Source organism: Nonomuraea corallina, assembly GCF_027620315.1.
Classification (GTDB): Bacteria; Actinomycetota; Actinomycetes; order Streptosporangiales; family Streptosporangiaceae; genus Nonomuraea; species Nonomuraea corallina.
In genome coordinates this window covers 1-24,134 of sequence record NZ_JAPNNL010000112.1, presented here as the reverse complement: position 1 = coordinate 24,134, position 24,134 = coordinate 1, and the positions used below count along the sequence as shown (strand labels likewise).

The following is a 24,134-nucleotide window of genomic DNA, read 5'->3' as shown; positions in this document are numbered from 1 at the left end:
GGTCGACAACCTGTTCCGCGGCCTGAACAAGCTGGAGCTGGCCGTGGCCGTGCACCGCCTGTTCGCCGAGGACCCGGTCAGCCTGCGCACGCTCGCGCACAAGATGCTCGTCGAACGCGACGTCCTCTCCCAGGCGCAGCGCACCGCCGAGGAGCGGGTGCTCACCTGGCTGCGCTCGTCGGAGTCGGCCCCGATCACCGGGCACATGTTCCGGCTCACCGAGTGGCTGGGCGCCGCGGCGACCGAGGAGCAGCTGATCGGCGCCGACCCGGCCCACCCGGTGATCGTCCCGTCGCTGCACACGCCGCTGTGGCGGGTGCTGGTCACCCTGATGCCGGACCGCCGCCTGCAGGACGGCTGGCTGGTCGTCGGCGACATCCACGGCCTGCAGGCCCGTACCCGCCGGCTGCTGGCCTCGGCCCGGCCGGACGCCGACGTGGTGGAGCTGATGGGAGAGCTGGGCATCCGCGCCCACTCGGCCAAGGCGTGGCTGGAGGCGCTGCCGCCCGAGCCGGTCCACGACCCGGTGGTCGCCTCCGAGGCCCCGCCGCAGCCGCTGCCGCGCCGTACTCCCGGCGCCAACGGGCACCACCACCGGGGCGGCCAGCCGATCCCGGCGGCCTCGGCCGGCTCGATCGACCCGTCGGCGGCGCTCGCCACGCTGTCGGCGCTCTCCAACGGCCGCTCCCCCGTACTCCAGGGGCACCACCTGGCCGGCGCCCCGGCCACCCCCCCGCCGCCGCTCCCGAGCCCGTCGTCGGACCCGCGCCGCTGGCAGCGCATCGAGGTCAAGCCGGAGCACCTGCGCGGCGGCCCGGTGCCGGTGCCGCAGAACTACGCGGCCCAGCTCGGCATGCGCCCCGGCACCCTGCTGTCGGTGACCGGCCCAGGCGACAACGCGATCGTGCTGGTGTGGCAGGGCCAGCAACCGGTGTTCGACTCGCTCCAGCCGGTGCTGATGCGGCTCAACGCCCGGCCCGGCGACCAGGTGTACGTCACGGTCGACGGCTACCGGCTGGAGGCCCAGCTCACCGGCTGAGTCCCCCGGTCAGGCGTCGAACAGGCGCAGGGCGTGCGCCTGGGCCGCCGCCTCGCCCCGGGAGGCGACGCCGAGCTTGGCCAGGATGTTGGACACGTGCACGCTGACCGTCTTGACCGCGATGAACAGCTCGGCGGCGATCTCACGGTTGCTCAGCCCGCGGGTGACGTGGCGGAGCACCTCCAGCTCGCGGGCGGTCAGGCCGAACGGCGTACCGCCGCGCGGTGGCTCGCCGCCGACGGCGACCCCCGCCCGCCGGGCCAGCGCGTCGATCCGCTCCAGCAGCGGCCGCGCGTCCAGCCGCCCGGCCAGCTCGGCCGCCGTGGCCAGCCGCTCCGCCGCCCGCTCGCGTTCACCGCACGCCAGAGCGGCGTGCGCGGCCCCCTCGCAGACCCTGGCTCGCGCGTACGGGTTGCCCAGCGCGCCCCAGGCGGCGACCGCCGCGTCCCACGCCTTGAGCCGGGCCGCCGGATCGTCGGCCGGCCCGGTCAGGGCGGCGACGGTGAGCCGCTGGGCCTCCTGCAGGTCGCCGTCGGCGGGCAGCCGCCCGGCGAGCGCGCGGACCTCGGGCGACACCGGGCCGCCCAGCTCGGCCAGGGAGGTCAGCAGCGCCCACGAGTACCGCGGCTCGGCCGTCAGGTCGTGCGAGCCCAGCAGGCGCAGACCAGCCTCGCGCGCCTTGTCCACCGGGCCGCGGGCCAGCAGGAGCTCCACCTCCCGGCGGCCGTGGGGAAACAGGGTCTGCTCGCGGAACGAGCCGCGCGTCACGATCCGCCGGGTGGAGGCGAGCAGGTCCGCCGCCCGGTCGAGCTCACCCCGGGCCAGGGCGATGTCGGCGGCGAACCCGAGCAGCCCGGTCTGGTACGACGGCGGCGGCGCCAGCTCCACCGTGTGTTCGATCACCTCCAGGGCGTCGTCCCAGCGGCCCAGCGAGACCAGCGGCTCGGCCAGGTTGATCGTCAGGAACGCGCCGGACGTGCGGGCCAGCCCGTGCCGCTCGGCCAGCGCGATGCCCTCGCGGGCGACCTGGGCCGCCTCCTCGTGGCGGCCGGCGCCCTCCAGGCTGTCGGACTCGGAGATGGCGGCGCGCATCAGCGCGGTGTAGGCGTCCGCTCGGGTCGCCAGCCGCCGCGCCTCGGCGTAGCCGCCGCGATGCCGGTCGAGCTCGGCGAAGCGCAGGCACCGGGTCCAGGTCAGGGTGATCAGGGCCTGCGCCTGGATGGTGTCGTCGCCGATGGCGCGGCCGATCTCGATGGCCTGCTCGGCGGTGGCGAGGCGCTCGGCGATCTCGCGGCCCGGCCGGTGGAGCATGCGGGCCAGTGACTCCAGCACCTGGCCGCGCAGCCTGCTCGGCGGCTCGGCGGGCACCAGGGCGGCGGCCTCGCGCAGGTCCTCGACGTGGCCGGGGCGGCTCAGGTCGTAGCGGATGAGCCCGCGCAGCCGCAGCACGCGGGCGGCCGCCACCGGTTCGGCGGCGCGGTCGATCTCCTCGATCGCGGCCGTGGCGAGGGCGGCGCCGCGGTCGTACTCGCCCGCCAGGTGGGCGACGACCGCGGTCTGGCGCAGCATCTCGGCGTGGCCGTGGCCGACGCGCTCCGCCGCGTCGGGCACGTGGTCCCACAGCTCCAGCACCCGCAGCAGCATGCTCAGCTGGCTGTCGTGGGCGGCGGAGCGGCGGGCCGCGGCGGCGGCCTGCCAGGCGCTGGTCAGCGCCCAGGTGGTGTCGCGGGCGGCGTGCCAGTGGTGGGCCAGCTCGATGGCCCCTCGTGGCGCGGGCAGGACCGACAGGTCCCGTTCCAGCGCCTCGGCGAAGCGGGTGTGCAGCCGGGTGTGCTCGCCGGGCAGCAGGTCGTCGTGGAGCGCCTCGCGGATCAGCGCGTGGCGGAAGGCGTACCCCTCGCCGTCGACGGCGAGCACGTTGCCGGCCACGGCCGGACGCAGGGTGGCGGCCAGCGTCCCCTCGTCGGACCCGGTGACGGCGGCCAGCAGGGCGTGCTCGATCCGCTGCCCTCCGGCGCTCGCGACGCGGAGCAGCTCCTGCGTCTCGGCGGGCAGCCGTTCCACGCTCGCCAGCAGCAGGTCGCGCAGCGACTCCGGGAGCACGCCGCCGGACGCGCCCTCGCTCACCAGCGCCTCCACGAACAGCGGGTTGCCCTCGCTGCGCGAGTAGACCAGCTCGACGTCGACGGGGGACGGCTCGCGGGCGAGGATGCCCGCGGCCTGGGCGGCGACCTCGCGACGGCTGAGGCGGCCCACGTCCACCCGGGTCACCCACGGCACCCTGGCCAGCTCGGCGAGGAGCGGGCGGAGCGGATGGGCGCGGTGGAGCTCGTCGGAACGGTAGGTCACGACGATCATCAGTCTGCCGGTGTCGCGCTGGTAGCGGACCAGGAAGGCGAGCAGGTCGCGGGTGGAGCGGTCGGCCCAGTGGGCGTCCTCCACGACCAGGATGACCGGCCGGTCCTCGGCCAGCCGCTCCAGCAGGCCGAGGATCTGCTCGAACAGCCGCGCCCTGGCCTCCGCGCCGTCGCGGTCGGGCTCGCCGAACTCAGGGAGCAGCCGCGCCAGCCCCCGGGTCGTGCCGCCGGGCACCAGCTCCGCGACCCGGTCGCGGCCGAACTCGCGCACCAGGCCGCGCAGCACGGCCGTGAAGGGCGCGAAAGGCAGACCCTCGGTGCCGAGCTCCAGGCAGCCGCCGGCCAGCACCAGCGCCTCGCCCGCCCGGTCCGTGAACTCCCCGACGAGGCGGGTCTTGCCGACCCCCGCCTCACCGCCGACCAGCACCGTGGCCCCCACGCCGGCGCGCGTCTCGGCCAGGGCGCCGTCGAGCAGGGCGAGTTCACCGGCGCGGCCGACGAACAGAGGGCTCACTTGATGGATCGTCACGGGATCAAGGATGCCATCACGGCATAAGAGACCTAACGAAGCACTTTCCGGTAGAAAGTTGCAGAAGCCTCGTAGCCGAGCGCGTGGTAGAACTCCGGGGCGCGCCGGGTGGCCATCGCCACGTAGCGGGCGCCGCGGTCGCGCGCCCACTTCTCGAACTCCACGAGCAGACCGCGCCCGATGCCCTGCCGCCGCGATCCCGTCTGGACCATGGCCTCCTCCACCCAGGCGACGGGCCCGTTGGCGAAGAGCGTCAGGTGGACGTATCCGAGCAGGTAGCCGAGCACCCGCCCGTCGACGACGGCGGCGAGCAGCAGGGTGTCGCCGTCCTCCAGCAACTGCGGCAGCGCGGTGTCGAACGCCTCGCGCTCGGGCCGGAATGTGAGGCCGAACTCACGGGCCAGCGCGAAGACCTCGTCCGCGTCGGACTTCTCGACCTTCCTGATGAGAAGATCGTCAATGGTCATGACGTCTGCCACTAGATCGTGCCCCGTTCCCGAGTCCAATCACCATGAGTCGCGGATCGGCCCAGACCCGGCTGCCGGCAGCAGCGACAGGGCATGCGGCACAAAAACGACATTCATACCATACACGAAGGAAGCGCCGCGATCTCTTCACGGAACGCCGACACGCCGATTCACCCTCTGGTACGCCTGACCAACCATATTTGTGAACTACTTGAATTATCACCCTTGCCTTACTCACTCGGTGTTAGCAGACAATCCACCCCTCCTCCCCCACCAGGGAAGGAAGGGATGAAACAGGATATGCCAGCGTCAAATCTCGGCCCAGGAGAAAAGCGCCAGAAACCACAGAAGTCGGCTTCCGTTACGGCGAGAAATCCGTCCTTTTCAGAAACCCATGATCACGGCTGACGAATGAGTCCCTGTATCCGGGCGAATTCGACACTCTGACGGCCTTCGAGTGGCACCGTGAGAAGTCCTCGCCGCCCAGGTGCACGGATGACCTCGGCGGCGATCCAGGGCTCCGCCCGACCTCCCCCCGCCGGATAACACGCCGCGTCTGTCTTCACGGCCCGCATCCGGCTGACGGATCCATATTTCCTTTACAGATCGCCCAGTCCGAGCTGGCGGGCGATGAGCATGCGCTGCACCTCGGACGTGCCCTCACCGATTTCCAGGATCTTCGCGTCACGATAGAAACGGCCAACCGGAAACTCGTTCATGAATCCGTACCCGCCGAAGATCTGCGTCGCGTCGCGCGCGTTGTCCATGGCCGCGTTGGACGACACGAGCTTGGCGATCGCCGCCTCCTTCTTGAACGGCACGCCCGCGTGCAGCTTCTCGGCCGCGTGGTAGTAGGCCAGGCGGGCGGTGTGGGCACGCGCCTCCATGTCGGCGATCTTGAACTGGATGGCCTGGTAGTGGCCGATCGGGTGGCCGAAGGCGCGGCGCTCGCGCACGTACCTCAGGCACTCGTCCACGCAGCCCTGGGCCAGGCCGACGCTGAGCGCGGCGATCGCGATCCGGCCCTCGTCCAGGGTCTGCAGGAACTGGGCGTAGCCGCGGCCGCGAGGGCCGATCAGGTTCTCCGCGGGCACCCGGCAGTCGGAGAACGACAGCTCGCGGGTGTCGGAGGCGTTCCAGCCGACCTTGGAGTACTTCTTGGACACGGTGAAGCCCGGCGTGCCGGCCGGGACGAGAATGGTGGAGATCTCCCGCTCACCCGTCAGCGCGGCCACGCCGACGAACCCGGTGAGGTCGGTGCCGGAGTTCGTGATGAACGCCTTGGTGCCGTTGATCACCCACTCGTCTCCGTCGAGCACGGCGGTGGTGCGCATCCCGCCGGGCACGTCCGAGCCGCCGCCCGGCTCGGTCAGGCCGAAAGCGCCGAGCATCTCGCCCGCGGCCAGTTTCGGCAGCCAGCGTTCGCGCTGCTCCTCGGTGCCGAAGCGGAGGATGGGCATCGCGCCCAGCGACACCGCCGCCTCCAGGGTGATCGACACGCTGGAGTCGACCCTGGCCAGCTCCTCCAGCGCCAGGCAGAGGGCGAAGTAGTCACCGCCCATGCCGCCGTACTGCTCCGGGATGGGCAGGCCGAACAGGCCCATCGCGCCCATCTGGCGGACGATGTCGTACGGGAACTCCTCGCGCTCGTAGTAGTCGCCGATGACAGGGGCGACCACGTCGCGGGCGAACGCCTCGACGGTCTTGCGCAGTTCTTCGTGTTCGGGTGTCAGCATGATCAGCCTTTCGCGAGGGCCTGGACGACGCGGGAGGGGCTGGGCCGGCCCAGCCGGGCGGCCAGCCAGGTGCTGGTGGCCACGAGCTTGTCCAGGTCGAGGCCGGTCTCGATGCCGAGCCCGCGCAGCATCCAGACGAGGTCCTCGGTGGCCAGGTTGCCGGTGGCGGACTCGGCGTACGGGCAGCCGCCGATCCCGCCGGTGGAGGCGTCCACGGTGGTGACGCCCGCCCGGAGCGCGGCCAGCGTGTTGCCCAGCGCCTGCCCGTAGGTGTCGTGGAAGTGGACGGCGAGCCGGTCCGGCGAGGAGAACGCCTCGATCAGGGCGGTGACGTGGCCGGGCGTGCCGACGCCGATCGTGTCGCCCAGCGACAGCTCGTAGCAGCCCAACCCGAGCAGCCGCTCGCCGACCGCGACCACCTGGGGGACGGGCGTGGGGCCCTCCCAGGGGTCGCCGAAGCACATCGACACGTACGCGCGGACCCGGACGCCGTGCTCGCGGGCGCGGGCGACGACCGGCTCGAACATGTCGAACTGGCTCTCCAGGCTCCGGTTGAGGTTCTTGGCGGCGAACGTCTCGGTGGCGCTGGCGAAGACGGCGATCTCCTCGACGCCGCGCTCCAGCGCCCGGTCCAGGCCGCGCTCGTTCGGCACCAGGACCGGGTAGCGGACGCCGGGCCTGCGGTGCAGCCGGTCCAGCAGCCGCTCGGCGTCCGCGAGCTGGGGCACCCACTTCGGGTGCACGAAGCTGGTCGCCTCGATCACGGTGTGCCCGGCGTCGGCGAGCCGGTCGATGAACTCGGCCTTCACCTCGACGGGCACGATCGCCGCCTCGTTCTGCAGCCCGTCGCGGGGGCCGACCTCGTAGACGGTGACCTGCCGGGGCAGGCCCGGCATCGGGTACGTCCTGGGCATCACGCCTCCTCCACCACGGCCAGCACGGCGTCCATGTCGACGGACCGGCCGGCCTGCGCGGGCAGCTCGGCGACGCGGCCGTCGCGCGGCGCGGTGACGGTGTGCTCCATCTTCATCGCCTCCACGATCACCAGCGCCTGACCCTCCTTGACCTGGTCGCCGACCTGGGCCTTGACGACCAGGACGGTGCCGGGCATCGGGCTCCTGACCACTCCGTCACCACTGCCCGCGGCGCCGGGCCGGTCACCGGGGTCGCCGATGAGGTGGCGGGTGACGGGCCAGGCGTGCCCGTCACGGCCGAGCCAGAGCGTCTCGCCGTCCCTGGCGCTGACGTAGTGCGTGGTGCGGCCGCCCAGGGTGACGGCGACGCCGCCCGCCGTCGGTCCGTCCGCGACGTTCCCGTACGGGCGCAGGCGGGCCGGGACGGGCGGCCCGTCCTCCACCCTGACCTCGGCGCCCGTACGCGGCAGTCCGCGCACGTGCACGGCGTGGACGCCGTCGCGGGTCTCCAGCCGCCACGTGGTCCAGGCCCGCTCCCCGACCCGCCAGCCGTCCATGACCTCCCACGGGTCGCGCCCCTCCGGCCGGTCGTGGAAGACGAGCGCGGCGGCGGCCAGCGCGTCGCCGGGCACCCCGCGCTCCGCGCCGGAGGCGGCCGGGCCGGCGGGCAGGAGGTCCGGCAGGAGATCCGGCAGGACGCGCTCGACCAGTCCGGTGTCCAGCTCCCCGGCGCGGACCGCCTCGTGACCGAGCAGCGCGCGCAGGAACGGCACGTTCGTGGTGACGCCGAGCACGACGGTCTCGCCGAGCGCGCGGCCCAGCGCCCGCAGCGCGCCCGCCCGGTCCGGCGCCCAGGCCACGACCTTGGACAGCATCGGGTCGAACTCGCTGCCGACCACGGCGCCCTCCAGCAGCCCGGAGTCGACCCGTACCCCCGGACCGGCGGGCTCGCGCAGGGCGAGGACGCGGCCGCCGGTGGGCAGGAAGCCGCGCGCCGGGTCCTCGGCGTAGACGCGCGCCTCGACCGCGTGGCCGTCGAGCCGGACGTCGTCCTGGGTGAACGGCAGAGGCTCGCCCGCCGCCACCCGCAGCTGCAGCTCCACCAGGTCCAGGCCGGTGACCAGCTCGGTGACGGGGTGCTCGACCTGGAGCCGGGTGTTCATCTCCATGAAGTGGTAGTCGCCCGTGGCGCCGTCGACGATGAACTCGACGGTGCCCGCGCCGACGTAGCCGACCGCGCGGGCGGCCTCCACGGCGGCGGCGCCCATCCGGGCTCTGGTCCCGGCGTCGACGAAGGGCGACGGGGCCTCCTCGACGATCTTCTGGTGCCTGCGCTGCAGGCTGCACTCGCGTTCGCCGAGGTGGACGACGTGGCCGTGGCCGTCGGCGAGGATCTGGATCTCGATGTGGCGGGGACGCTCGACATAGCGTTCGATCAGCAGGGTGCCGTCGCCGAAGGCGGCCGTGGCCGTGCGCCGGGCCGACTCCAGGGCGTCCGGCAGCTCGGCCGCCGACCTGACCAGCACCATGCCCTTGCCGCCGCCGCCCGCCGACGGCTTGATCAGGGCGGGGAAGCCGGACCAGGTCTCCAGCGCGTCGCCGGGCTCGGCCGCGCCCGGCACCACGGGCACGCCGGCCGCCGACACGGTGCTCTTGGCGCGGATCTTGTCGCCCATCGCCTCGATCGCCTCTGGCGGTGGGCCGACGAACACCAGCCCGGCCTCGGCGCAGCGGCGGGCGAAGGCGGCGTTCTCGGCCAGGAAGCCGTAGCCGGGGTGGACGGCGGCCGCGCCGGAGAGCCGGGCCACCTCCACAATCGACTCAATATCCAGATATTTCTGGATCTGGTGGGCCTCGTCGGCCTCGATCACGTGGCGGGCGCCCGCGTCGGCGGCCGTGTGCACGGCGACCGCGCCGATGCCGAGCGCGCGCAGGGTGCGGATGACCCGGACGGCGATCTCGCCCCGGTTGGCGACCAGCACCCGGCCGAACAGGGAAGCAGTCATGATCACATCCGGAAGACGCCGTAGCCGACGGGTTCGAGCGGGGCGTTGGCCGCCGCGGACAGGGCCAGGCCGAGCACGGTGCGGGTGTCGACGGGGTCGATCACGCCGTCGTCCCACAGCCTGGCGGTGGAGTAGTACGGGTTGCCCTGGTGCTCGTACTGGGCCCGGATCGCCTCGGGATCGGCGTTGCCCACCGTGGTGAGCACGTTCGCCGCCTGCTCGCCGCCCATGACGGAGATGCGGGCGTTCGGCCACATCCACAGGAAACGCGGCGCGTACGCCCGCCCCGCCATCGCGTAGTTGCCCGCCCCGAACGAGCCGCCGATGACCACCGTGAACTTCGGCACCCGGGCGCACGACACGGCCGTGACCATCTTGGCGCCGTGCTTGGCGATGCCGCCCGCCTCGTACGCCTTGCCGACCATGAACCCGCTGATGTTCTGCAGGAACAGCAGCGGGATGCGCCGCTGGTCGCACAGCTCGATGAAGTGCGCGCCCTTGAGCGCGGACTCGGCGAACAGGATGCCGTTGTTGGCCAGGATGCCCACCGGGTGGCCGTGGACATGGGCGAACCCGGTGACCAGCGTGTGACCGTACTCGGCCTTGAACTCCAGGAACCGCGACCCGTCCACCAGCCGCGCGATCACCTCGCGCACGTCGTACGGCTGCCGGGTGTCGGCGGGGACGATCCCGTACAGGTCGCGCGGGTCGTGGGCGGGCGGCTCCGGACCGGTCACCGGCCACGGGCGGGGGGCGCGCGGCGCGAGCGTGGAGACGATGTCGCGGACGATGGCCAGCGCGTGCGCGTCGTCCTCGGCGAGGTGGTCGGTGACGCCGCTGACGCGGGCGTGCAGGTCGCCGCCGCCCAGTTCCTCGGCCGTGACCTCCTCGCCGGTGGCCGCCTTCACCAGCGGCGGGCCGCCGAGGAAGATCGTGCCCTGGTTCCGTACGATGACGGCCTCGTCGCTCATGGCCGGCACGTACGCGCCGCCGGCGGTGCAGGAGCCGAGCACGGCGGCGATCTGCGGGATGCCGCGCGCGGACATCGTGGCCTGGTTGTAGAAGATGCGGCCGAAGTGCTCGCGGTCCGGGAACACCTCGTCCTGCCGGGGCAGGAACGCGCCGCCGGAGTCCACGAGGTAGACGCACGGCAGGTGGTTGTCCAGCGCCACCTCCTGCGCGCGCAGGTGCTTCTTGACGGTCATCGGATAGTAGGTGCCGCCCTTGACCGTGGCGTCGTTGGCCACGACGACGCACTCGCGCCCGGAGATCCGGCCGACGCCTGTGATGATCCCGGCGGCGGGCGCCTGGTCGTCGTAGAGACCGTTGGCGGCCAGCGGCGACAGCTCCAGGAACCGCGAGCCCGGGTCGAGCAGGCCGTCGACGCGCTCGCGGGGCAGCAGCTTGCCGCGCTCGACGTGGCGGACGCGCGCCCGCTCGGGGCCGCCGAGCGCGGCGGTGGCCAGGCGGTCGCGCAGCTCGGCGGCGAGCCGCTCGTTGAGCTCCGCGTTGCCCTTGTACGCCTCGCTCCCGGGGTCGGCGGCCGACGTGAGTACCGGCCAGTCGCTCATGTCTCCCCTCTCGTCATGGCCGTGATGTTAGTCATCATTAACGTAACCGTCTAGCATGATGTGACTGTGACGACTGCCCCGACATCTACCCGCCCTCGCGGCAACAGGCGTGCGGAGATCCTGGACGCGGCCGCGCGGCTGTTCGCGGCGCGCGGCTTCCACGGTGTGTCGATCGAGGACATCGGCGGCGCCGTGGGCGTCTCGGGACCGGCGCTCTACCGCCACTTCAGCGGCAAGGAAGCGCTGCTGGCGGAGCTGCTGCTGGACATCAGCTCGCGGCTGCGCGAGTCGGCGGTCGCGGTCGTCACGGCCTGCGGCGCACCCGGCGAGATCCTGGACGCGCTGCTCGACGCGCACATCACCTTCGCCCTGGAGCAGCCGGCGCTGATCACCGTGCACGACCGCGAGCTGGGCAACGTGCCGGAGCCGGAGCGGCGCCAGATCCGGCGGCTGCAGCGGCTGTACGTCGAGGAGTGGGTGACGGTGCTGGCCGAGCTGCACCCCTCGTGCCCGGCGGCCCGGCTGCGGGCCGCCACGCACGCGGTCTTCGGCCTGCTGAACTCGACGCCCCACAGCGCGGGCGAGCTGGCCCCAGCCGCGATGCGCCCGCTGCTGCACGCCATGGCGCGGGCGGCCCTCACCTCCGCCGTTAGCGAGCACTAACAAAGAGGAGACGCGCGAAAAGTCCGTTGCCGCGCCAACTATCTAGATATATCGTTAGAACATCTCGATAGTTGGAGGACGAGATGCGCGATCCCCGCTCCGGCCATCCGCCGCCGCATCCCCCGATGCCCCCTCCACCGTCTCCGCCGCCCGGGACCCCCGGCATGGAGACCCCGCCGCGCGTGCGGCGCGGGGACGTCCGGGCGGCGCTGCTCCTGCTGCTCGGCGAGGAGGCCAGGAACGGCTACCGGATGATCCAGGACATCGAGACGCGCAGCCGCTGCGTCTGGCGGCCCAGCCCCGGCTCCGTCTACCCGGCGCTCCAGCAGCTGGAGGACGAGGGCCTGGTCGTCGGCGAGGACGGCGGCGGGAGCCGCTGCTACCGCCTCACCGAACGGGGCCGAGAGGAGGCCGCGCGCCTGCGGGACGCCCCAGCGCCGTGGGACGAGGTGGCCGGCACCGTGCCGGAGGACCGGCACGAGCTGCGCCTGCTGTGGGGACAGCTCGGCGAGGCCTTCGTCCACCTGACCAGGACGGCCAACGACCACCAGGTCGCCGAGGCCAAGAAACTACTCAGGCGGACGCGCCAGTCCGTGTTCCGGATTCTTGCGGAGGACTAGATGAGCGAGGACGCGGCCGTCGTCGTGAGGCGGCTGAGCAAGACGTACGGGAAGGTCGAAGCCGTCAAAGGCGTCGACTTCGAGGTGTCGCCCGGCGAGGTCTTCGGCTTCCTCGGCCCGAACGGCGCCGGCAAGACCACCACGATCAGCATGCTCTGCACCCTCGTCAACCCCACCGGCGGCACCGCCGCCGTCGCCGGCCACGACGTCGTCCAGGAGCGCGACGAGGTGCGCAGGAACATCGGCCTGGTCTTCCAGGACCCCACGCTCGACGGCTACCTGACCGCCGAGCAGAACCTGCGCTTCCACGCCGAGCTGTACGGGGTCCCCAAGGACCTGGTGCACGAGCGGATCAAGCGGGTCATGGAGATGGTGGCGCTCTGGGACCGCAAGGACGCCAAGGTGATGACGTTCTCCGGCGGCATGAAGCGCCGGCTGGAGATCGCCCGCGGGCTGCTGCACTCGCCGCGGGTGCTGTTCCTGGACGAGCCGACCGTCGGGCTCGACCCGCAGACCCGCTCGGCCATCTGGGGCTACATCAACGAACTGCGGGTCAGCGAGGACATCACGATCTTCATGACCACCCACTACATGGACGAGGCCGAGTACTGCGACCGGATCGCGATCATCGACCACGGGGAGATCGTGGTGATCGACTCTCCCGAGCGGCTCAAGGCCAGCGTCGGCAAGGACCGGGTGCAGATCCACACCCGCGACGACGACGCCGCGATCCGGGCCCTGCGTGAGCGGTTCGGGCTGGAGGCGGCGGTGCACGAGGGAGCGGTGACGTTCGCCGTGGCCTCCGGCGAGGAGTTCGTACCCCGGCTGTTCTCCGAGCTGGGCATGCCGATCACGTCGGTGAGCGTGTCGCGGCCGTCGCTCGACGACGTGTTCATGAACTACACCGGCTCCACGATCCGCGACGCCGAGTCCGGCGACGACCAGATGGCCTTCATGCGCGCGATGGCGAGGCGATGACCGATGACGACACAGGCTGTCCGCGTCCGGGTGCCCGCCCGCGGCACCGCGCACGACCTGCGGGCCGTCAAGGTGGTGCTGCACCGTGAGATGCTGCGCTTCCTCAACGACCGCACCCGCATGATGTCGATGCTGCTGCAGCCGGTGCTGTGGCTGTTCGTCATGGGCACCGGCCTCGGGTCCCTGGTCCAGGCGTCGATCCCCGGCGTCGACTTCCGCACCTTCATGTACCCGGGCATGATCTCCATGACGGTCATCATGACCGGCATGTTCTCGGCCGGGTCCATCGTGTGGGACCGCGAGTTCGGGTTCCTGCGCGAGATGCTGGTGGCGCCGGTGTCCCGGTCCGCCATCGTCGTGGGCAAGTGCCTCGGCGGCGCGATCGTGGCCACCGGCCAGGGCGTCGTCATCCTGGCCATGGCGGGGCTGGTGGGGGTGCCGTACTCCCCTGCGCTGATGCTCACGCTCCTGGCGGAGATGTTCCTCGCGGCCTTCACCATCACCGCCTTCGGAGTGATGCTGGCGGCGCGGATGAAGAACATGCAGTCCTTCTTCGGGCTGATGCAGATGGCGATCATGCCGATGCTGTTCCTGTCGGGCGCCATGTTCCCGCTGGCCAACCTGCCGTCGTGGCTGCACGTCCTGACGGTGGTCAACCCGATGACGTACGCGGTCGACCCGATGCGCCAGGCCGTCTTCTCCCACCTGGACGTGCCGCCGGAGGTGAACGCGACGCTGAACCCGGGGGTGCAGTGGTTCGGCTGGCAGGTGCCGGTGCCGGTGGAACTGGGGCTGGTGGCGGGACTCGGGCTGGTGCTGCTGGCGGTGGGCGTCGCCCAGTTCAGACGCGCCGACTGACAGGAACTCCCACTTCTTCGGCCTGTTCGAAGGAAAACCGGGGTCACGGAGGGTAACTTCTCAGTTCTGAGGAGCTACCCCCCGTGGAAAGGAAAGACCCTTGTTGGATCTGCAGACGCGCATCGACGACCACGAGGCCAGGATCGCGGCCCTTGAGGTCCGTAATATGAGCGGCGTGCCAGACACGAGCATCGCCGAACGGTTCACCACGCTGCACGACCGCCTCGACCTCGTCAGCGGGAACGTCCTCAACAAGATCGACGAACGGTTCACCACCCTCGGCCGCCGCATGGACGGACTCGACCAGCGTATGGACGGACTCGAGCAGCGCATGGACGGGCTCGACCGGCGCATGGACGGACTCGAGCAGCGCATGGACGGACTCGAGCAGCGCATGGACGGGCTCGACCGGCGCATGGACGGACTCGAGCAGCGCATGGACGGGCTCGACCGGCGCATGGACGGACTCCAGCAGGACGTGAACGTCCTCAAGGAGGACGTCAGCGGCCTGAAGAAGGACGTCAGCGGGCTCAAGGGAGACGTCAGCGGGCTCAAGCAGGACGTGAGCGGGCTCAAGGAAGACGTGAGCGGGCTCAAGGAAGACGTCAGCGGGCTCAAGGAAGACGTGAGCGGCCTGAAAGAAGACGTCGCCGAGCTCAAGATCGGTATGGGCGACATCAAGGCGATGCTCGTCAGCCTCGGCGCCACGGCTCCCGGCAGCCGGGTCAACTGACGACGGCATGAGGCCCGGGGCACCGCAGGGGTGTCCCGGGCCTCGTGGTGACGGTCAGCGCCTCACGCGGACGTAGTCGGAGCGGCTGGTGTCGCCGTTCGTCTCGTCGTCGCCGGCGTGGACGAAGCGCCAGTGACCGGAGGTCCAGGCGCGCGCCTTGGCGTACGCCCGGCCGTCGTCGTCGGTGGTGACGGAGGTCACGAGCCTGTACTCGCCGGACCGCTTGGCCTTGAAGTACAGGTCCACCTTGCCCTCGTACCCTTCCCAGGTCCCGTCGTCGTCGACCTGGAGCAGGGCGCGGAACTTCAGGTACCGGCCGCGCTCGGCCGGCTCAGGATAGGCGTTGAAGCCGATGACGCGGGTGTCGGCCTTGGTGACCGGCTCGGCGACCCGCACGAAGTCGGGGCCGCTGACGGAGCCCTTGATCCGGCGGTCCCCGTCGTACACCGCGCGCCACCAGCCGCTCTGCTCAGCGGTGGCGGAGGCGTGGAAGCGGCCGTGCCGGCTGGTGCGGTCACCGGTGACGTTCTGCCACTGGCGCGAGGCGATCGGCCTGAACTGGATGGTCACCCGCTCGCCGCGCAGGCCGTGCTCGCCCTCGACGGTCAGGGCGCCCTTGAAGCGGAGTCTGTCGCCCTTGGTGACGGGTTCGGGGGCGGCGTCGAAGCCGGTGATCGCGGAGGTGCGGACGCGGGGGCGGACGCTGACGTAGTCGCCGTCGCTCACCGACGCCTTGGCCTCGGCGTTGCCGCCGAACTCGGCCCGCCATTCGCCGCTGCGCCACGGCCGGACGGCGGCGGAGAACCAGCCGTTGCGGCTGGTCTTGGTCGTGGTGACCTTGCGGAAGTCGTCGGAGCCGCGGGATCTGAAGGCGAGCGCGACCTCCTGGCCGCCGTAGCCCTGGTCACCGGCCCGGAGCTGGGCCGAGAGCCTGACCCGGTCGCCCTTGGTGATCCGGTCGGGGTTGGCGTCGAACCGCACGATCTTGGTCTCGAGCGCCTTCTTGACGTCGAACGAGCCCTTGAGGGGCTCGCCGGCCTTGTCACCGTTGGAGGCGGTGACGGTGTAGTTCCACTTGCCGACGGTGCCGACCGTGCGCTCGACCGTGAAGGTGTCCTTCCCGGCGGGCTTGGCGGCGACGACCGGCTGGGTGCTGACCCCCGGCGGGATGATGACCATACCGGCCTTGTCGGCGTCCTTCGTGGTGATCGTGAAGGTCACCTTGACGCTGTCGCCGAAGAGCACGACCGGGGATGCCGGGTTCATCGTCACCTTGGTGACGGACGGCACGGGAGGCGCCTGGACCTGGGCGGAGGCGGGCGGCGCGAGGACCAGCGCCCCGGCGCCCACGGCTAACGCGATGACGGTCGTACGGATGCGTTGTAACGACATTCGGGTTCCTTTCCGGATCCCCAGCGGTTTCAACGCGGCTGTGAGGGTGCCACGTGTAACCCAGTAGACGGGGCGGAGCAGGCGGAAGTTCACCGTTCTGACAAGTCGTCATATATCCATGTCAAAAGGAACGATCCAGGGGATGCGGCCGACACTCGGAGACGAGAGGCGGGCTCACCGGCCATAATCGCTCTGTGGCGCGCGACACGGTTGAGACTCATTTCATCCAGGCAGTAGAGAAACTTCAGACAGGCCCCGCCCGGGACCCCGGCGCTCCGGTGCGTGAGGGCACCTCCCTGACCGGGGAACGTTGCAGAACGCTCTATCTGCGCCAGCTCGACAGCCGGTTGCTCGACATCGCCGCCCGCTGGCTGCGCGAGCGGGACGAGGGCTTCTACACGATCGGCTCGGCCGGCCACGAGGGCAACGCGGCCGTGGCCGCCGCGCTGCGCCCCGACGACCCCGCGCTGCTCCACTACCGCTCCGGCGCGTTCTACCTGACCCGGTCCGAGCAGGCCGGGCGGCTGCCCGAGCAGGGCCTCAGGGACGTGCTCATGGGCCTGTCCGCGGCGGCCGAGGAGCCGATCGCGGGCGGCCGGCACAAGGTGTTCGGCCATCCCGAGCTGGCCGTCATCCCGCAGACGTCCACGATCGCCAGCCATCTGCCGCGGGCGGTGGGGGTGGCGTTCGCCATCGAGCGGGCGCGGGCGCTGGGCACGACCGTCCGCTGGCCCGGCGACGCGATCGCGGTGTGCAGCTTCGGTGACGCCTCGCTCAACCACGCCTCCGCGCTGTCGGGCCTCAACACCGCCTCCTACGCCACCTACCAGGGGCAGCGGATGCCGATCCTGTTCGTGTGCGAGGACAACGGCATCGGCATCAGCGTCAAGACGCCCAAGGGCTGGGTGGAGGCGGCCGCCAGACGGCCCGGCATCGAGTACTTCCCGGCCGACGGCTGCGACCTGGCCTCGGCGTACGACACGGCCCTGCGCGCGGTGGAGCACGTCCGCGCCCACCGCTCCCCCGCGTTCCTGCATCTGTCGACGGTGCGGCTGATGGGCCACGCCGGCTCCGACGTCGAGTCCGCGTACCGCACCCAGCGCGAGCTGCGCGCCGACCTGGCGCGCGACCCGCTGCTGCACACCGCGCGGCTGCTCATCGAGGCGGGCCTGATCACGCCGGGCGAACTGCTCAGACGGTACGAGCTCGCGCGCGAGCACGTGCTGCGGATCGCGCTGGAGACCACCCGGCTGCCCCGGCTCACCTCGGCGCGGGCCGTCATGGAGCCGATCGCGCCGCGTGATGCCGACCTGATCGCCAAGATCAGCCCGGTGGCGGCGCAGGGCGCGGTGCGCGAGCGGGCGTTCGCCGGCGCGCTGCCGGAGGCGGAGAAGCCGCTGACGCTCTCCCAGGCGATCAACCGTACGCTCGCCGACGCGCTGGCGGTCTACCCGGAGATGATGGTCTTCGGGGAGGACGTCGCCAAGAAGGGGGGCGTCTACGGCGTCACCCGCGGCCTGCAGAAGCGGTTCGGCCCCGCCCGGGTGTTCGACACCCACCTGGACGAGCAGGCGATCCTCGGGCTGGCCCTGGGCGCGGGCGTGTCCAGGCTGCTGCCGGTGCCGGAGATCCAGTACCTGGCCTACCTGCACAACGCGATCGACCAGATCAGGGGCGAGGCGGCCACGCTGTCGTTCTTCTCCCAGGGGGCCTACCCGAACCCGATGGTGGTGCGGATCGCGGGATACGCCTACCAGAAGGGGTTCGGCGGCCACTTCCACAACGACAACGCCATCGCGGCGCTGCGCGACATCCCCGGGCTGGTCATCGCCTCCCCGTCACGGCCCGACGACGCCGCCGCCATGCTCCGCACGTGCCTGGCCGCGGCCCGCGCGCAGGGGTCGGTGTGCGTGTTCCTGGAGCCGATCGCGCTCTACCACACCAGGGACCTGTTCGAGACGGGCGACGGCGGCTGGCTGGCCCCGTACGCGCCGCCGGCGCGCTGGACGGAGACGCACGTGCCGATCGGCGCCGCCCGTTCCTACGGCGACGGCCGCGACCTGACGATCGTGACGTTCGGCAACGGCGTGCGGATGAGCCTGCGCGCGGCGGTGCGGCTGACCCAGGAGGGCCACAGCTGCCGGGTGCTCGACCTGCGCTGGCTGGCGCCGCTGCCGGTGGACGACCTGCTGCGCGCGGCGGAGCTGACCGGCAAGGTGCTGATCGCGGACGAGACCCGCCGCTCGGGCGGCGTGTCCGAGGGCGTCATGGCCGAGCTGCTGGACGCCGGGTTCGGGGGTCAGGTGGCCCGGGTGACCTCGGCCGACAGCTTCGTCCCGCTGGGCGGGGCGGCCGACCGCGTGCTGCTGTCGGAGGACGAGATCGAGCAGGCGGCCCGCAAGCTGCTCGCCTGACGCGGCGCGGCGGCGCTAGAGCCAGCCGCGCCGCTTGAAGACGACGTACAGCACGGCGCAGACGCCGGCCATCAGGAGGATCGCGAACGGGTAGCCCCAGGCCCAGTGGGTCTCCGGCATGTGGTCGAAGTTCATGCCGTAGATGCCGCCCACCACGGTCGGCGCGAACAGGATGGCCGCCCAGGCGGAGATCTTCTTGACCTCCTCGCCCTGCTGGATGCTGACCTCGGTCATCCTGGCCATCTCGGCGTTCTGCGCCTGGGTGACGAGGGTGGAGTTGACCACGAGGATGTCCTGGAGCTGCTGGCGGAAGGAGGCCACCCGCTCGTTGACGGTGATGGCGTGGTCGGCCACGTCGCCCAGATAGCTCTGCAGCTCCTCGTCGACCCCGTACTTGCCGGCGCCGGCGATGAACCCGTCGATCAGCCGCACCAGCGGCGCGGTGGCGCGCTGGAACTCGATCACCTCGCGCGACAGCTCGTAGACGCGGCGGGACACGGCCGGGTCGCCGCCGAAGACCTGGACCTCGATCTCCTCGATGTCCTCCTGCAGTCCCTTGACGACCGGCGCGTAGCCGTCGACCACCGCGTCCAGGATCGCGTAGAGCACCGCCTGCGGGCCCTTGCGCAGCAGATCGGGCTCCGACTCCATGCGCCTGCGCACCACCTGAAGGTCGGGAGCCTCGGAGTGGCGGACGGTGAGGACGAAGTCGGGACCGACGAACACGTGCAGCTCGCCGAAGGTCACCTCCTCGGCCTCGTCCACGTAGGTGGCCGCGCGCAGCACCACGAAGAGGGTGTCGCCGTAGCGGTCGGCCTTGGGGCGCTGGGAGCCGACGATGGCGTCCTCGACGGCCAGTTCGTGCAGCTCGAACTCCTCGGCGAGTTTGACCAGCTCCCAGTCCTTGGGGCGGTACAGGCCGATCCAGGCGAGCGTGCCGGGCTTGTCCTTGAGGCACTGGAAGGCGTCGGCCAGCGATCCGGGGTTGTCGATCGGCCGGCCGTCCAGGTAGATGGTGTTGTTGATGACCGTCGGGAGGTAGGACGACCGGTCGTCGCTGGGCCGGGGGTCCATCGACTGCTCGGGAGCCGGCTCGCGGCTCGCTCCGCCTCGCCGGCGCCCTCTCACCCTCGCCATGCCACCTCCTCGGGTCGCCTCCGCTAGGTCGCGAAGTTGTCGAGCTCCCGCAGGGCTCTCTCGCGGATCGTCTGCCGCCACATCGGCGTCCACCCGAACAGCAGCCCGTGCGGCCGGCCCAGCGCCATCTTGGACCATCGTTTGAAGTCGAACTCCTCGTGGTGGCGGACGATCAGGTCGTCCTCGAACCGGAACAGCGCCTGGATGTCGTTGACCACCTCCCGGCCCGTCCTGGACATGCGGTAGCGGGCGGTCCAGCGGGCGGCGCCGGAGAAGTGGTCCGCCGTTGCCCCGTGGAACTCGGCCTTCAGCCCGTCGCCCATGCTGAGCTGGAGCCGCCACATCGCCATCACCCGGTGGCGGCCCTCCAGTTCCAGGAAGACCGGGTCGCCGAAGCTGACCTCGGGGTGGTAACAGCGCTCCATGGCCGTCAGGTCAGCACGGCCAAGAGCCTCGTAGAAGGCGCTGATCAGCGCCACGTGCCGATCGTTCATCTCGCTATCGAATCATGGCCAGGCCGTTGCCCCAGCACACGGCCCGCAACCAGTCGTCGCCGAGATCGAGCCGGTCCAGCGCGTGCAGCTGATGAGCGTACGGGTGGGGGATGGTCGGGAAATCACTGCCGAGAACCACTTTCCCCGCCAGGCCAAGTTCACGCAAAGCCGGGCGAAGTCTCGCGGGAAACGGCATGTCGGCCTCGGCGAAGTCGGTGAAGGCCATCGTGGTGTCCAGCGCCACCCGCTCGTGGCGCTCCGCCAGCGCGAAGAACGGGTCGTACTCCGGCATGCCGAGGTGAGCGATGACCAGGCGCAGCCGGGGATGCCGGCGCAGCACCTCGCCGATCGGCCCGGCGCCGACGAACCCGCCGGGCACGGGCACCGCGCTGGCGTGCACCACCACCGGCAGGCCGGTCTCGGCCAGCAGCCCCCAGACGGCGTCCAGCTCGGGCAGGCGCGGGTCGAAGCCGCCCACCTGGAGGTGCACCTTGAAGATCTTGACCCCCTGGTCCACCGCCTGCCGGACGTACGCGGGAGCGCCGGGCTCGGGATAGAACGTGGCCGAGGGCAGGCAGCCGGGCGTGCGCCCGGCGAAGTCGAGCGTCCAGGCGTTGAGGTCGGCCGCCATGTCCGGCCGGTGCGCGTACGCGAGCGCGGGGAAGGCCGTCACCCCCAGCTCCCGCAGCCGGGTGACCCGCTCCTCGACCGGCCACTCGTACGCGATCGTCCAGCCGGCTCCCATGAGCGGGCCGCCGTGGTGGAAGTGGTGCCAGACCCGGCGCTCCATCCGCTCGGGCAGGAAGTGCACGTGCAGATCCACCAGTCCGGGCAGCCCGAGCGCCGCCCACCAGGCACGCACCCCACTGTCAGAATGAAGTTCTGTCGCCACGGCCGTGACTTTACCCGGATAGGGTCTGTTCTCGATGGACAAGCTCTGGGCTCAGCTGATCGCGGCGCAACCCGACCCCGACCCCTGGGTCGTGCTGGTCTCCGCGCTGGCCGCGCTGGCGGTCGTCACCTTCACCGTGCCGTGGCAGCTGTCCAGAGGGCTGATCACGATCGCCCACGAGGGCGGCCACGCGGTCATGGCGCTGCTCACCCGGCGCAAGCTGGAGGGCATCCGGCTGCACTCCGACACCTCGGGCGTGACGCTGACCAGGGGCAGGCCCAACGGGCCCGGCATGGTGCTGACCGCGCTGGCCGGCTACATGGCCCCGCCGCTGCTCGGGCTGGGCGCCGCCTGGCTGACCGACCAGGGCCGCATCAAGCTGCTGATCTGGGGGATGCTGCTCTTCCTCGTGTGCATGCTGCTGCTGATCCGCAACCTGTACGGGGCGCTCATCCTGCTGGCGTCGGGCGGCGCGGTGTTCGCGCTGTCGATGTACGCGCCCGACGAGGTGCAGCAGGTGGTGGCGTTCGTGGTGGTGTGGTTCCTGCTGTTCGGCGGCGTACGGCCGATCCTGGAGCTGCAGCGCAAGCGGCGCAGACGGCAGGCTCGCGATTCCGACGCCGACCAGCTGGCCCGGCTGACGATCCTGCCGGGCGGGTTCTACGTGTTCTTCTTCCTGCTGGTGGCGGGGGCCTCGGTGGTCGGGGCCGCCTACCTGATGAATCCGCTCCCGTAGGGTCAGGCCACGTCCCGGGTGGACAGCTCGAACGGCCCGGTGTCGATGCCCCAGCTGCGGATGCGGCGGGCGCGGATGCGGATCCAGGCCGGGTCGAACGGCATGTTCGCGCCGATGCGCAGGCCCAGTTCGGCGCCGCCCGTGGTGTGCGTCTCCGCCCGGCCGCGGATCTCGATGCCGCGCGGCGTCCAGGGGTCGACGGAGGCCAGGTCGTCCACGATGAACGCCACGTCGGGATGCCGCTGCGCGTCGCGGAACTTCTTGCTCTCCGACATGCCGGTGCCCTCGTGCCCGCCGATCACGACGCAGCCGGACTCGGGGTCGTAGAAGACGCCCACGGTGACCAGGTGCGGCCGCCCGGCGGGGCCGACGGTGGCGAGGCGGCCCAGCAACTGGCCGTTCAGGTAGGCGATCTCGTTGGTCGTCATGCTCATGCGCCCCAGTCTCGGGCCCGCGCCCCCGCGCAGGGAGACCGTGTCATGACCGGCCCTGCCGGGGCCACCCTGAGCCGCCTCGGCCGAGGCGGCGGACGTCCCGGATCTCGGCCGCTCAGGTCACCGGAGCGACCTGTCGCCGAGATCGGCCACCGCGGCGGCCTGCCGGCCCCGCTCGAACCCCTCCTCGTCGTAGTGGTAGGACCGGCCCGGCCGGGTGTCCCAGCGCTCGAACTCCGCGCGCACCGCCGCCTCGCGACTGGCCAGCACCAGCTCCCCCGGGCCGCCCGCGACGTCGTCGGCCACCTCGCCGACCCGGGCCCGCATCTTGTCGGCCAGGCCGCGGCCGTAGCCCCGGTAGAAGCCCCGCTGGAACAGCGCCCGCCTGCGGCGCAGCCACTGGGCGGGGAGGTCCGGGCTCTCGGCCCGCTCGGCCCGCCAGGCCAGGCCGAACCGCACCTCCATCTGGATCAGCACCGACGGCAGGAGGATCTTCAGCGACTCCAGCACCTCTGCCGGCCCGGCGATCCGTACGTGCGACACCCGGTCGCGACGGCGCTGTCCCTCCTGGCAGCCCATGCAGCCGAGCGCGCTGATCACCATCCAGACGGCCTCGCCGCGCTCGATGTGATGCCCGCCGCTGGTGTCGATCGGCAGCCGCCAGGTGTCCACGCGGCTCACGTTGTCCCTGCGCACCGTTTCGGCGTCCAGCCCCGTCCGGTAGAGGATCTTGGCCGCCAGCGCCGCCGCGCTCTGGGCCTCCTCGCGGTCGGAGCCCTTGCCCTCGGCGATGTCCAGCAGCGCCCGCACCTGTTCGACGCCCCAGGTCTTCCGCTCCCCCATGACGCCCACCCTCTCAGACGGCACGGACGAGCGGGTCCGTCCACCGCCCGTCGCCCGGTACGCGCCGCGTGTGGTCGGGGAATGCCGCGTGTGGTCGGGGAATGTCGGTCGGAGGCCGTACCTTGGTGCGCGTGCCCGAGCAGCCCTTGACCCTCGACGCCGCGCTCAGCGATGAGGCGGTGCTGTCGACCTACCGCCGGATGTTCGCGGCGCTGGCCCGCGACAGCGGGGCGGTGGTCGACGATCCCGTGCTGGTCGACATCGCCGAGACCTTGTTCGCCGCGTTCGCGGAGGCGGGCGAGGAGTGGCTGACGCACGAGCAGATGCGCCTGGCCTGCGGCGCCTATCCCGCCGACCAGTTCGACAACCGGCTGCGGGTGCTCAAAGGGCTGGGCGCGATCCGCGAGGTGTTCCCCAAGCCCAACCAGCTGCGCTACCGCGCGTCGTTCACCAGCGTGGTCGGCCTCATGTTCATCCGGCGGATGATGGACGACGGCGGTCAGTCGGAGATGCACCGGCTGCTCGCCCTGGAGGACCTCAACGTCGCCGACCCGCGCACGACGATGGAGGAGGCCCGGCAGAGCGCCGTCAACCTGTCGCGGGCGTTCCGGCTGTGGGCGCTGGAGCTGATCACGCTCACCACCGGCACCATCGAGGAGCTGCGCGAGCAGGCGCCCAAGCTGTGGGGCACCGAGGAGATCGCCCGCCGGGCGCAGAGCCTGCACGGCACGATCCTGACCCGCTGGCCCGAGCTCGACCGGGTCTGCACCGACCTGCGGGCGGCGATCTACGCCTACAGCGACGCCTCCCGCCGCGCCGCCGGGCGGCTGGCCGACTCGGCGGGCACCACCCGCAACCTGACGCTGCTGCCGACCGAGACGTGGCGCACGTTCGCGCAGACGGCGTCGAAGGAGCGGCTGGCGGCGGTGCTCGACGGGTTCGTGTTCGACGCCCCCGCGCCGTGGCACGATCCGGCGGCCGTCGCCCGCGCCGTCGACGAGGCGCCGCGGCCCGCGCCCGCCCAGCCCACTCCCCCGCGCTCCACCCTGCCCGACCCCGGCCCGTCCGGCTCGCTCGGCGACGCGCCGGACGCCGCCGTCGAGCACCTGCGCGAGCTGGCCGAGTCCCTGCTCGGCGAGTCGTCGCGGGTGGCGCTGGCGGACGTGCTCGGGTCCGACTGGATCACCGCCCGCCGGGTGCTCTCCGACCTGACGACCGTCGACCTGCGGCCGGAGCTGCCCTACCGGCTGGCCTGGTCCGGCGGGCTGACGATCGACCCGTCCCGCGAGCCGTCCTGGCTCTCCCACGGCCACCTGGAGCG

At 71.8% G+C, this 24,134-nt stretch carries 20 protein-coding genes and 1 pseudogene; 9 read left to right on the top strand and 12 right to left on the bottom strand.

Features of this window, described 5'->3' with window-relative positions; all coding sequences use genetic code 11:
• Positions 1-1,039 (top strand): annotated as a pseudogene (locus tag OUY22_RS24425) (hypothetical protein); the annotation flags it as partial.
• A gap of 9 nt (positions 1,040-1,048) precedes the next feature.
• Here the strand turns inward: OUY22_RS24425 and OUY22_RS24420 are convergent.
• The 6 genes from OUY22_RS24420 to OUY22_RS24395 all read right to left on the bottom strand — a co-directional run bounded on the left by OUY22_RS24420 (position 1,049) and on the right by OUY22_RS24395 (position 10,619).
• Entirely contained in the window at positions 1,049-3,925 is a 2,877-nt protein-coding gene (locus OUY22_RS24420; protein WP_270157469.1) for a helix-turn-helix transcriptional regulator, read from the bottom strand.
• Between the two features lie 32 nt (positions 3,926-3,957).
• Positions 3,958-4,392, bottom strand: a complete 435-nt coding sequence (locus OUY22_RS24415; protein WP_270157468.1) for a GNAT family N-acetyltransferase — start codon at positions 4,390-4,392, stop codon at positions 3,958-3,960.
• Between the two features lie 599 nt (positions 4,393-4,991).
• Positions 4,992-6,128 carry an acyl-CoA dehydrogenase family protein gene (locus OUY22_RS24410; protein ID WP_270157467.1) on the bottom strand — a complete coding sequence of 379 codons (1,137 nt, stop codon included), beginning with the start codon at positions 6,126-6,128 and terminating at the stop codon, positions 4,992-4,994.
• 2 nt (positions 6,129-6,130) lie between these two features.
• Complete coding sequence (locus tag OUY22_RS24405) at positions 6,131-7,042, bottom strand: hydroxymethylglutaryl-CoA lyase (protein WP_270157466.1); 912 nt, start codon at positions 7,040-7,042, stop codon at positions 6,131-6,133.
• Complete coding sequence (locus OUY22_RS24400) at positions 7,042-9,048, bottom strand: acetyl/propionyl/methylcrotonyl-CoA carboxylase subunit alpha (protein WP_270157465.1); 2,007 nt, start codon at positions 9,046-9,048, stop codon at positions 7,042-7,044. Before OUY22_RS24400 ends, OUY22_RS24405 begins: the two co-directional genes overlap by 1 nt.
• Positions 9,049-9,050: 2 nt before the next feature.
• Entirely contained in the window at positions 9,051-10,619 is a 1,569-nt protein-coding gene (locus OUY22_RS24395) for a carboxyl transferase domain-containing protein (protein ID WP_270157464.1), read from the bottom strand.
• Between the two features lie 66 nt (positions 10,620-10,685).
• Here OUY22_RS24395 and OUY22_RS24390 point away from each other — a divergent pair, with 66 nt between their 5' ends.
• The 5 genes from OUY22_RS24390 to OUY22_RS24370 all read left to right on the top strand — a co-directional run bounded on the left by OUY22_RS24390 (position 10,686) and on the right by OUY22_RS24370 (position 14,471).
• Positions 10,686-11,282, top strand: a complete 597-nt coding sequence (locus OUY22_RS24390; RefSeq protein WP_270157463.1) for an SACE_7040 family transcriptional regulator — start codon at positions 10,686-10,688, stop codon at positions 11,280-11,282.
• A 164-nt stretch (positions 11,283-11,446) separates the two neighbouring features.
• Entirely contained in the window at positions 11,447-11,902 is a 456-nt protein-coding gene (locus OUY22_RS24385) for a PadR family transcriptional regulator (protein WP_270157462.1), read from the top strand.
• Positions 11,903-12,880 (top strand): ATP-binding cassette domain-containing protein, encoded by a 978-nt coding sequence (locus OUY22_RS24380; protein WP_270157461.1) that lies wholly within the window; start codon positions 11,903-11,905, stop codon positions 12,878-12,880.
• A 3-nt stretch (positions 12,881-12,883) separates the two neighbouring features.
• Entirely contained in the window at positions 12,884-13,738 is an 855-nt protein-coding gene (locus OUY22_RS24375) for an ABC transporter permease (RefSeq protein ID WP_270157460.1), read from the top strand.
• Positions 13,739-13,838: 100 nt separating this feature from the next.
• Positions 13,839-14,471 carry a hypothetical protein gene (locus tag OUY22_RS24370; RefSeq protein ID WP_270157459.1) on the top strand — a complete coding sequence of 211 codons (633 nt, stop codon included), beginning with the start codon at positions 13,839-13,841 and terminating at the stop codon, positions 14,469-14,471.
• A 54-nt stretch (positions 14,472-14,525) separates the two neighbouring features.
• On the opposite strand, the gene OUY22_RS24365 is transcribed toward OUY22_RS24370, so the two are convergent.
• The gene (locus tag OUY22_RS24365; RefSeq protein ID WP_270157458.1) at positions 14,526-15,863 is read right to left on the bottom strand and encodes a hypothetical protein; all 1,338 of its coding nucleotides are present in this window, start codon (positions 15,861-15,863) and stop codon (positions 14,526-14,528) included.
• A 278-nt stretch (positions 15,864-16,141) separates the two neighbouring features.
• Here OUY22_RS24365 and OUY22_RS24360 point away from each other — a divergent pair, with 278 nt between their 5' ends.
• On the top strand, positions 16,142-18,277 hold the full coding sequence (locus OUY22_RS24360; RefSeq protein WP_270157457.1) for a thiamine pyrophosphate-dependent enzyme: 2,136 nt from the start codon (positions 16,142-16,144) through the stop codon (positions 18,275-18,277).
• A 15-nt stretch (positions 18,278-18,292) separates the two neighbouring features.
• Here OUY22_RS24360 and OUY22_RS24355 read toward each other — a convergent pair whose 3' ends face one another.
• From OUY22_RS24355 to OUY22_RS24345, 3 genes are read right to left on the bottom strand one after another with little or no spacing between them, the layout of a single operon-like run.
• On the bottom strand, positions 18,293-19,414 hold the full coding sequence (locus tag OUY22_RS24355; protein WP_270157456.1) for a magnesium and cobalt transport protein CorA: 1,122 nt from the start codon (positions 19,412-19,414) through the stop codon (positions 18,293-18,295).
• Positions 19,415-19,437: 23 nt separating this feature from the next.
• Positions 19,438-19,908 carry a nuclear transport factor 2 family protein gene (locus OUY22_RS24350; RefSeq protein WP_270157455.1) on the bottom strand — a complete coding sequence of 157 codons (471 nt, stop codon included), beginning with the start codon at positions 19,906-19,908 and terminating at the stop codon, positions 19,438-19,440.
• 4 nt (positions 19,909-19,912) lie between these two features.
• On the bottom strand, positions 19,913-20,800 hold the full coding sequence (locus tag OUY22_RS24345) for an amidohydrolase family protein (protein ID WP_270157454.1): 888 nt from the start codon (positions 20,798-20,800) through the stop codon (positions 19,913-19,915).
• 34 nt (positions 20,801-20,834) lie between these two features.
• Here OUY22_RS24345 and OUY22_RS24340 point away from each other — a divergent pair, with 34 nt between their 5' ends.
• Entirely contained in the window at positions 20,835-21,536 is a 702-nt protein-coding gene (locus tag OUY22_RS24340) for a M50 family metallopeptidase (protein WP_270157453.1), read from the top strand.
• Positions 21,537-21,538: 2 nt separating this feature from the next.
• Here OUY22_RS24340 and OUY22_RS24335 read toward each other — a convergent pair whose 3' ends face one another.
• Together OUY22_RS24335 and OUY22_RS24330 are read right to left on the bottom strand one after the other, a co-directional pair.
• Positions 21,539-21,970: a PPOX class F420-dependent oxidoreductase gene (locus tag OUY22_RS24335; protein WP_270157452.1), complete on the bottom strand. Its 432-nt coding sequence runs from the start codon at positions 21,968-21,970 to the stop codon at positions 21,539-21,541.
• Positions 21,971-22,090: 120 nt separating this feature from the next.
• A complete protein-coding gene (locus OUY22_RS24330) occupies positions 22,091-22,813 on the bottom strand; it encodes a hypothetical protein (RefSeq protein WP_270157451.1) in 723 nt (240 codons plus the stop codon).
• Positions 22,814-22,944: 131 nt separating this feature from the next.
• On the opposite strand from OUY22_RS24330, the gene OUY22_RS24325 reads away from it, so the two are divergent.
• The coding region (locus tag OUY22_RS24325; protein WP_270157450.1) for a hypothetical protein at positions 22,945-24,134 on the top strand (1,190 nt) is incomplete at its 3' end.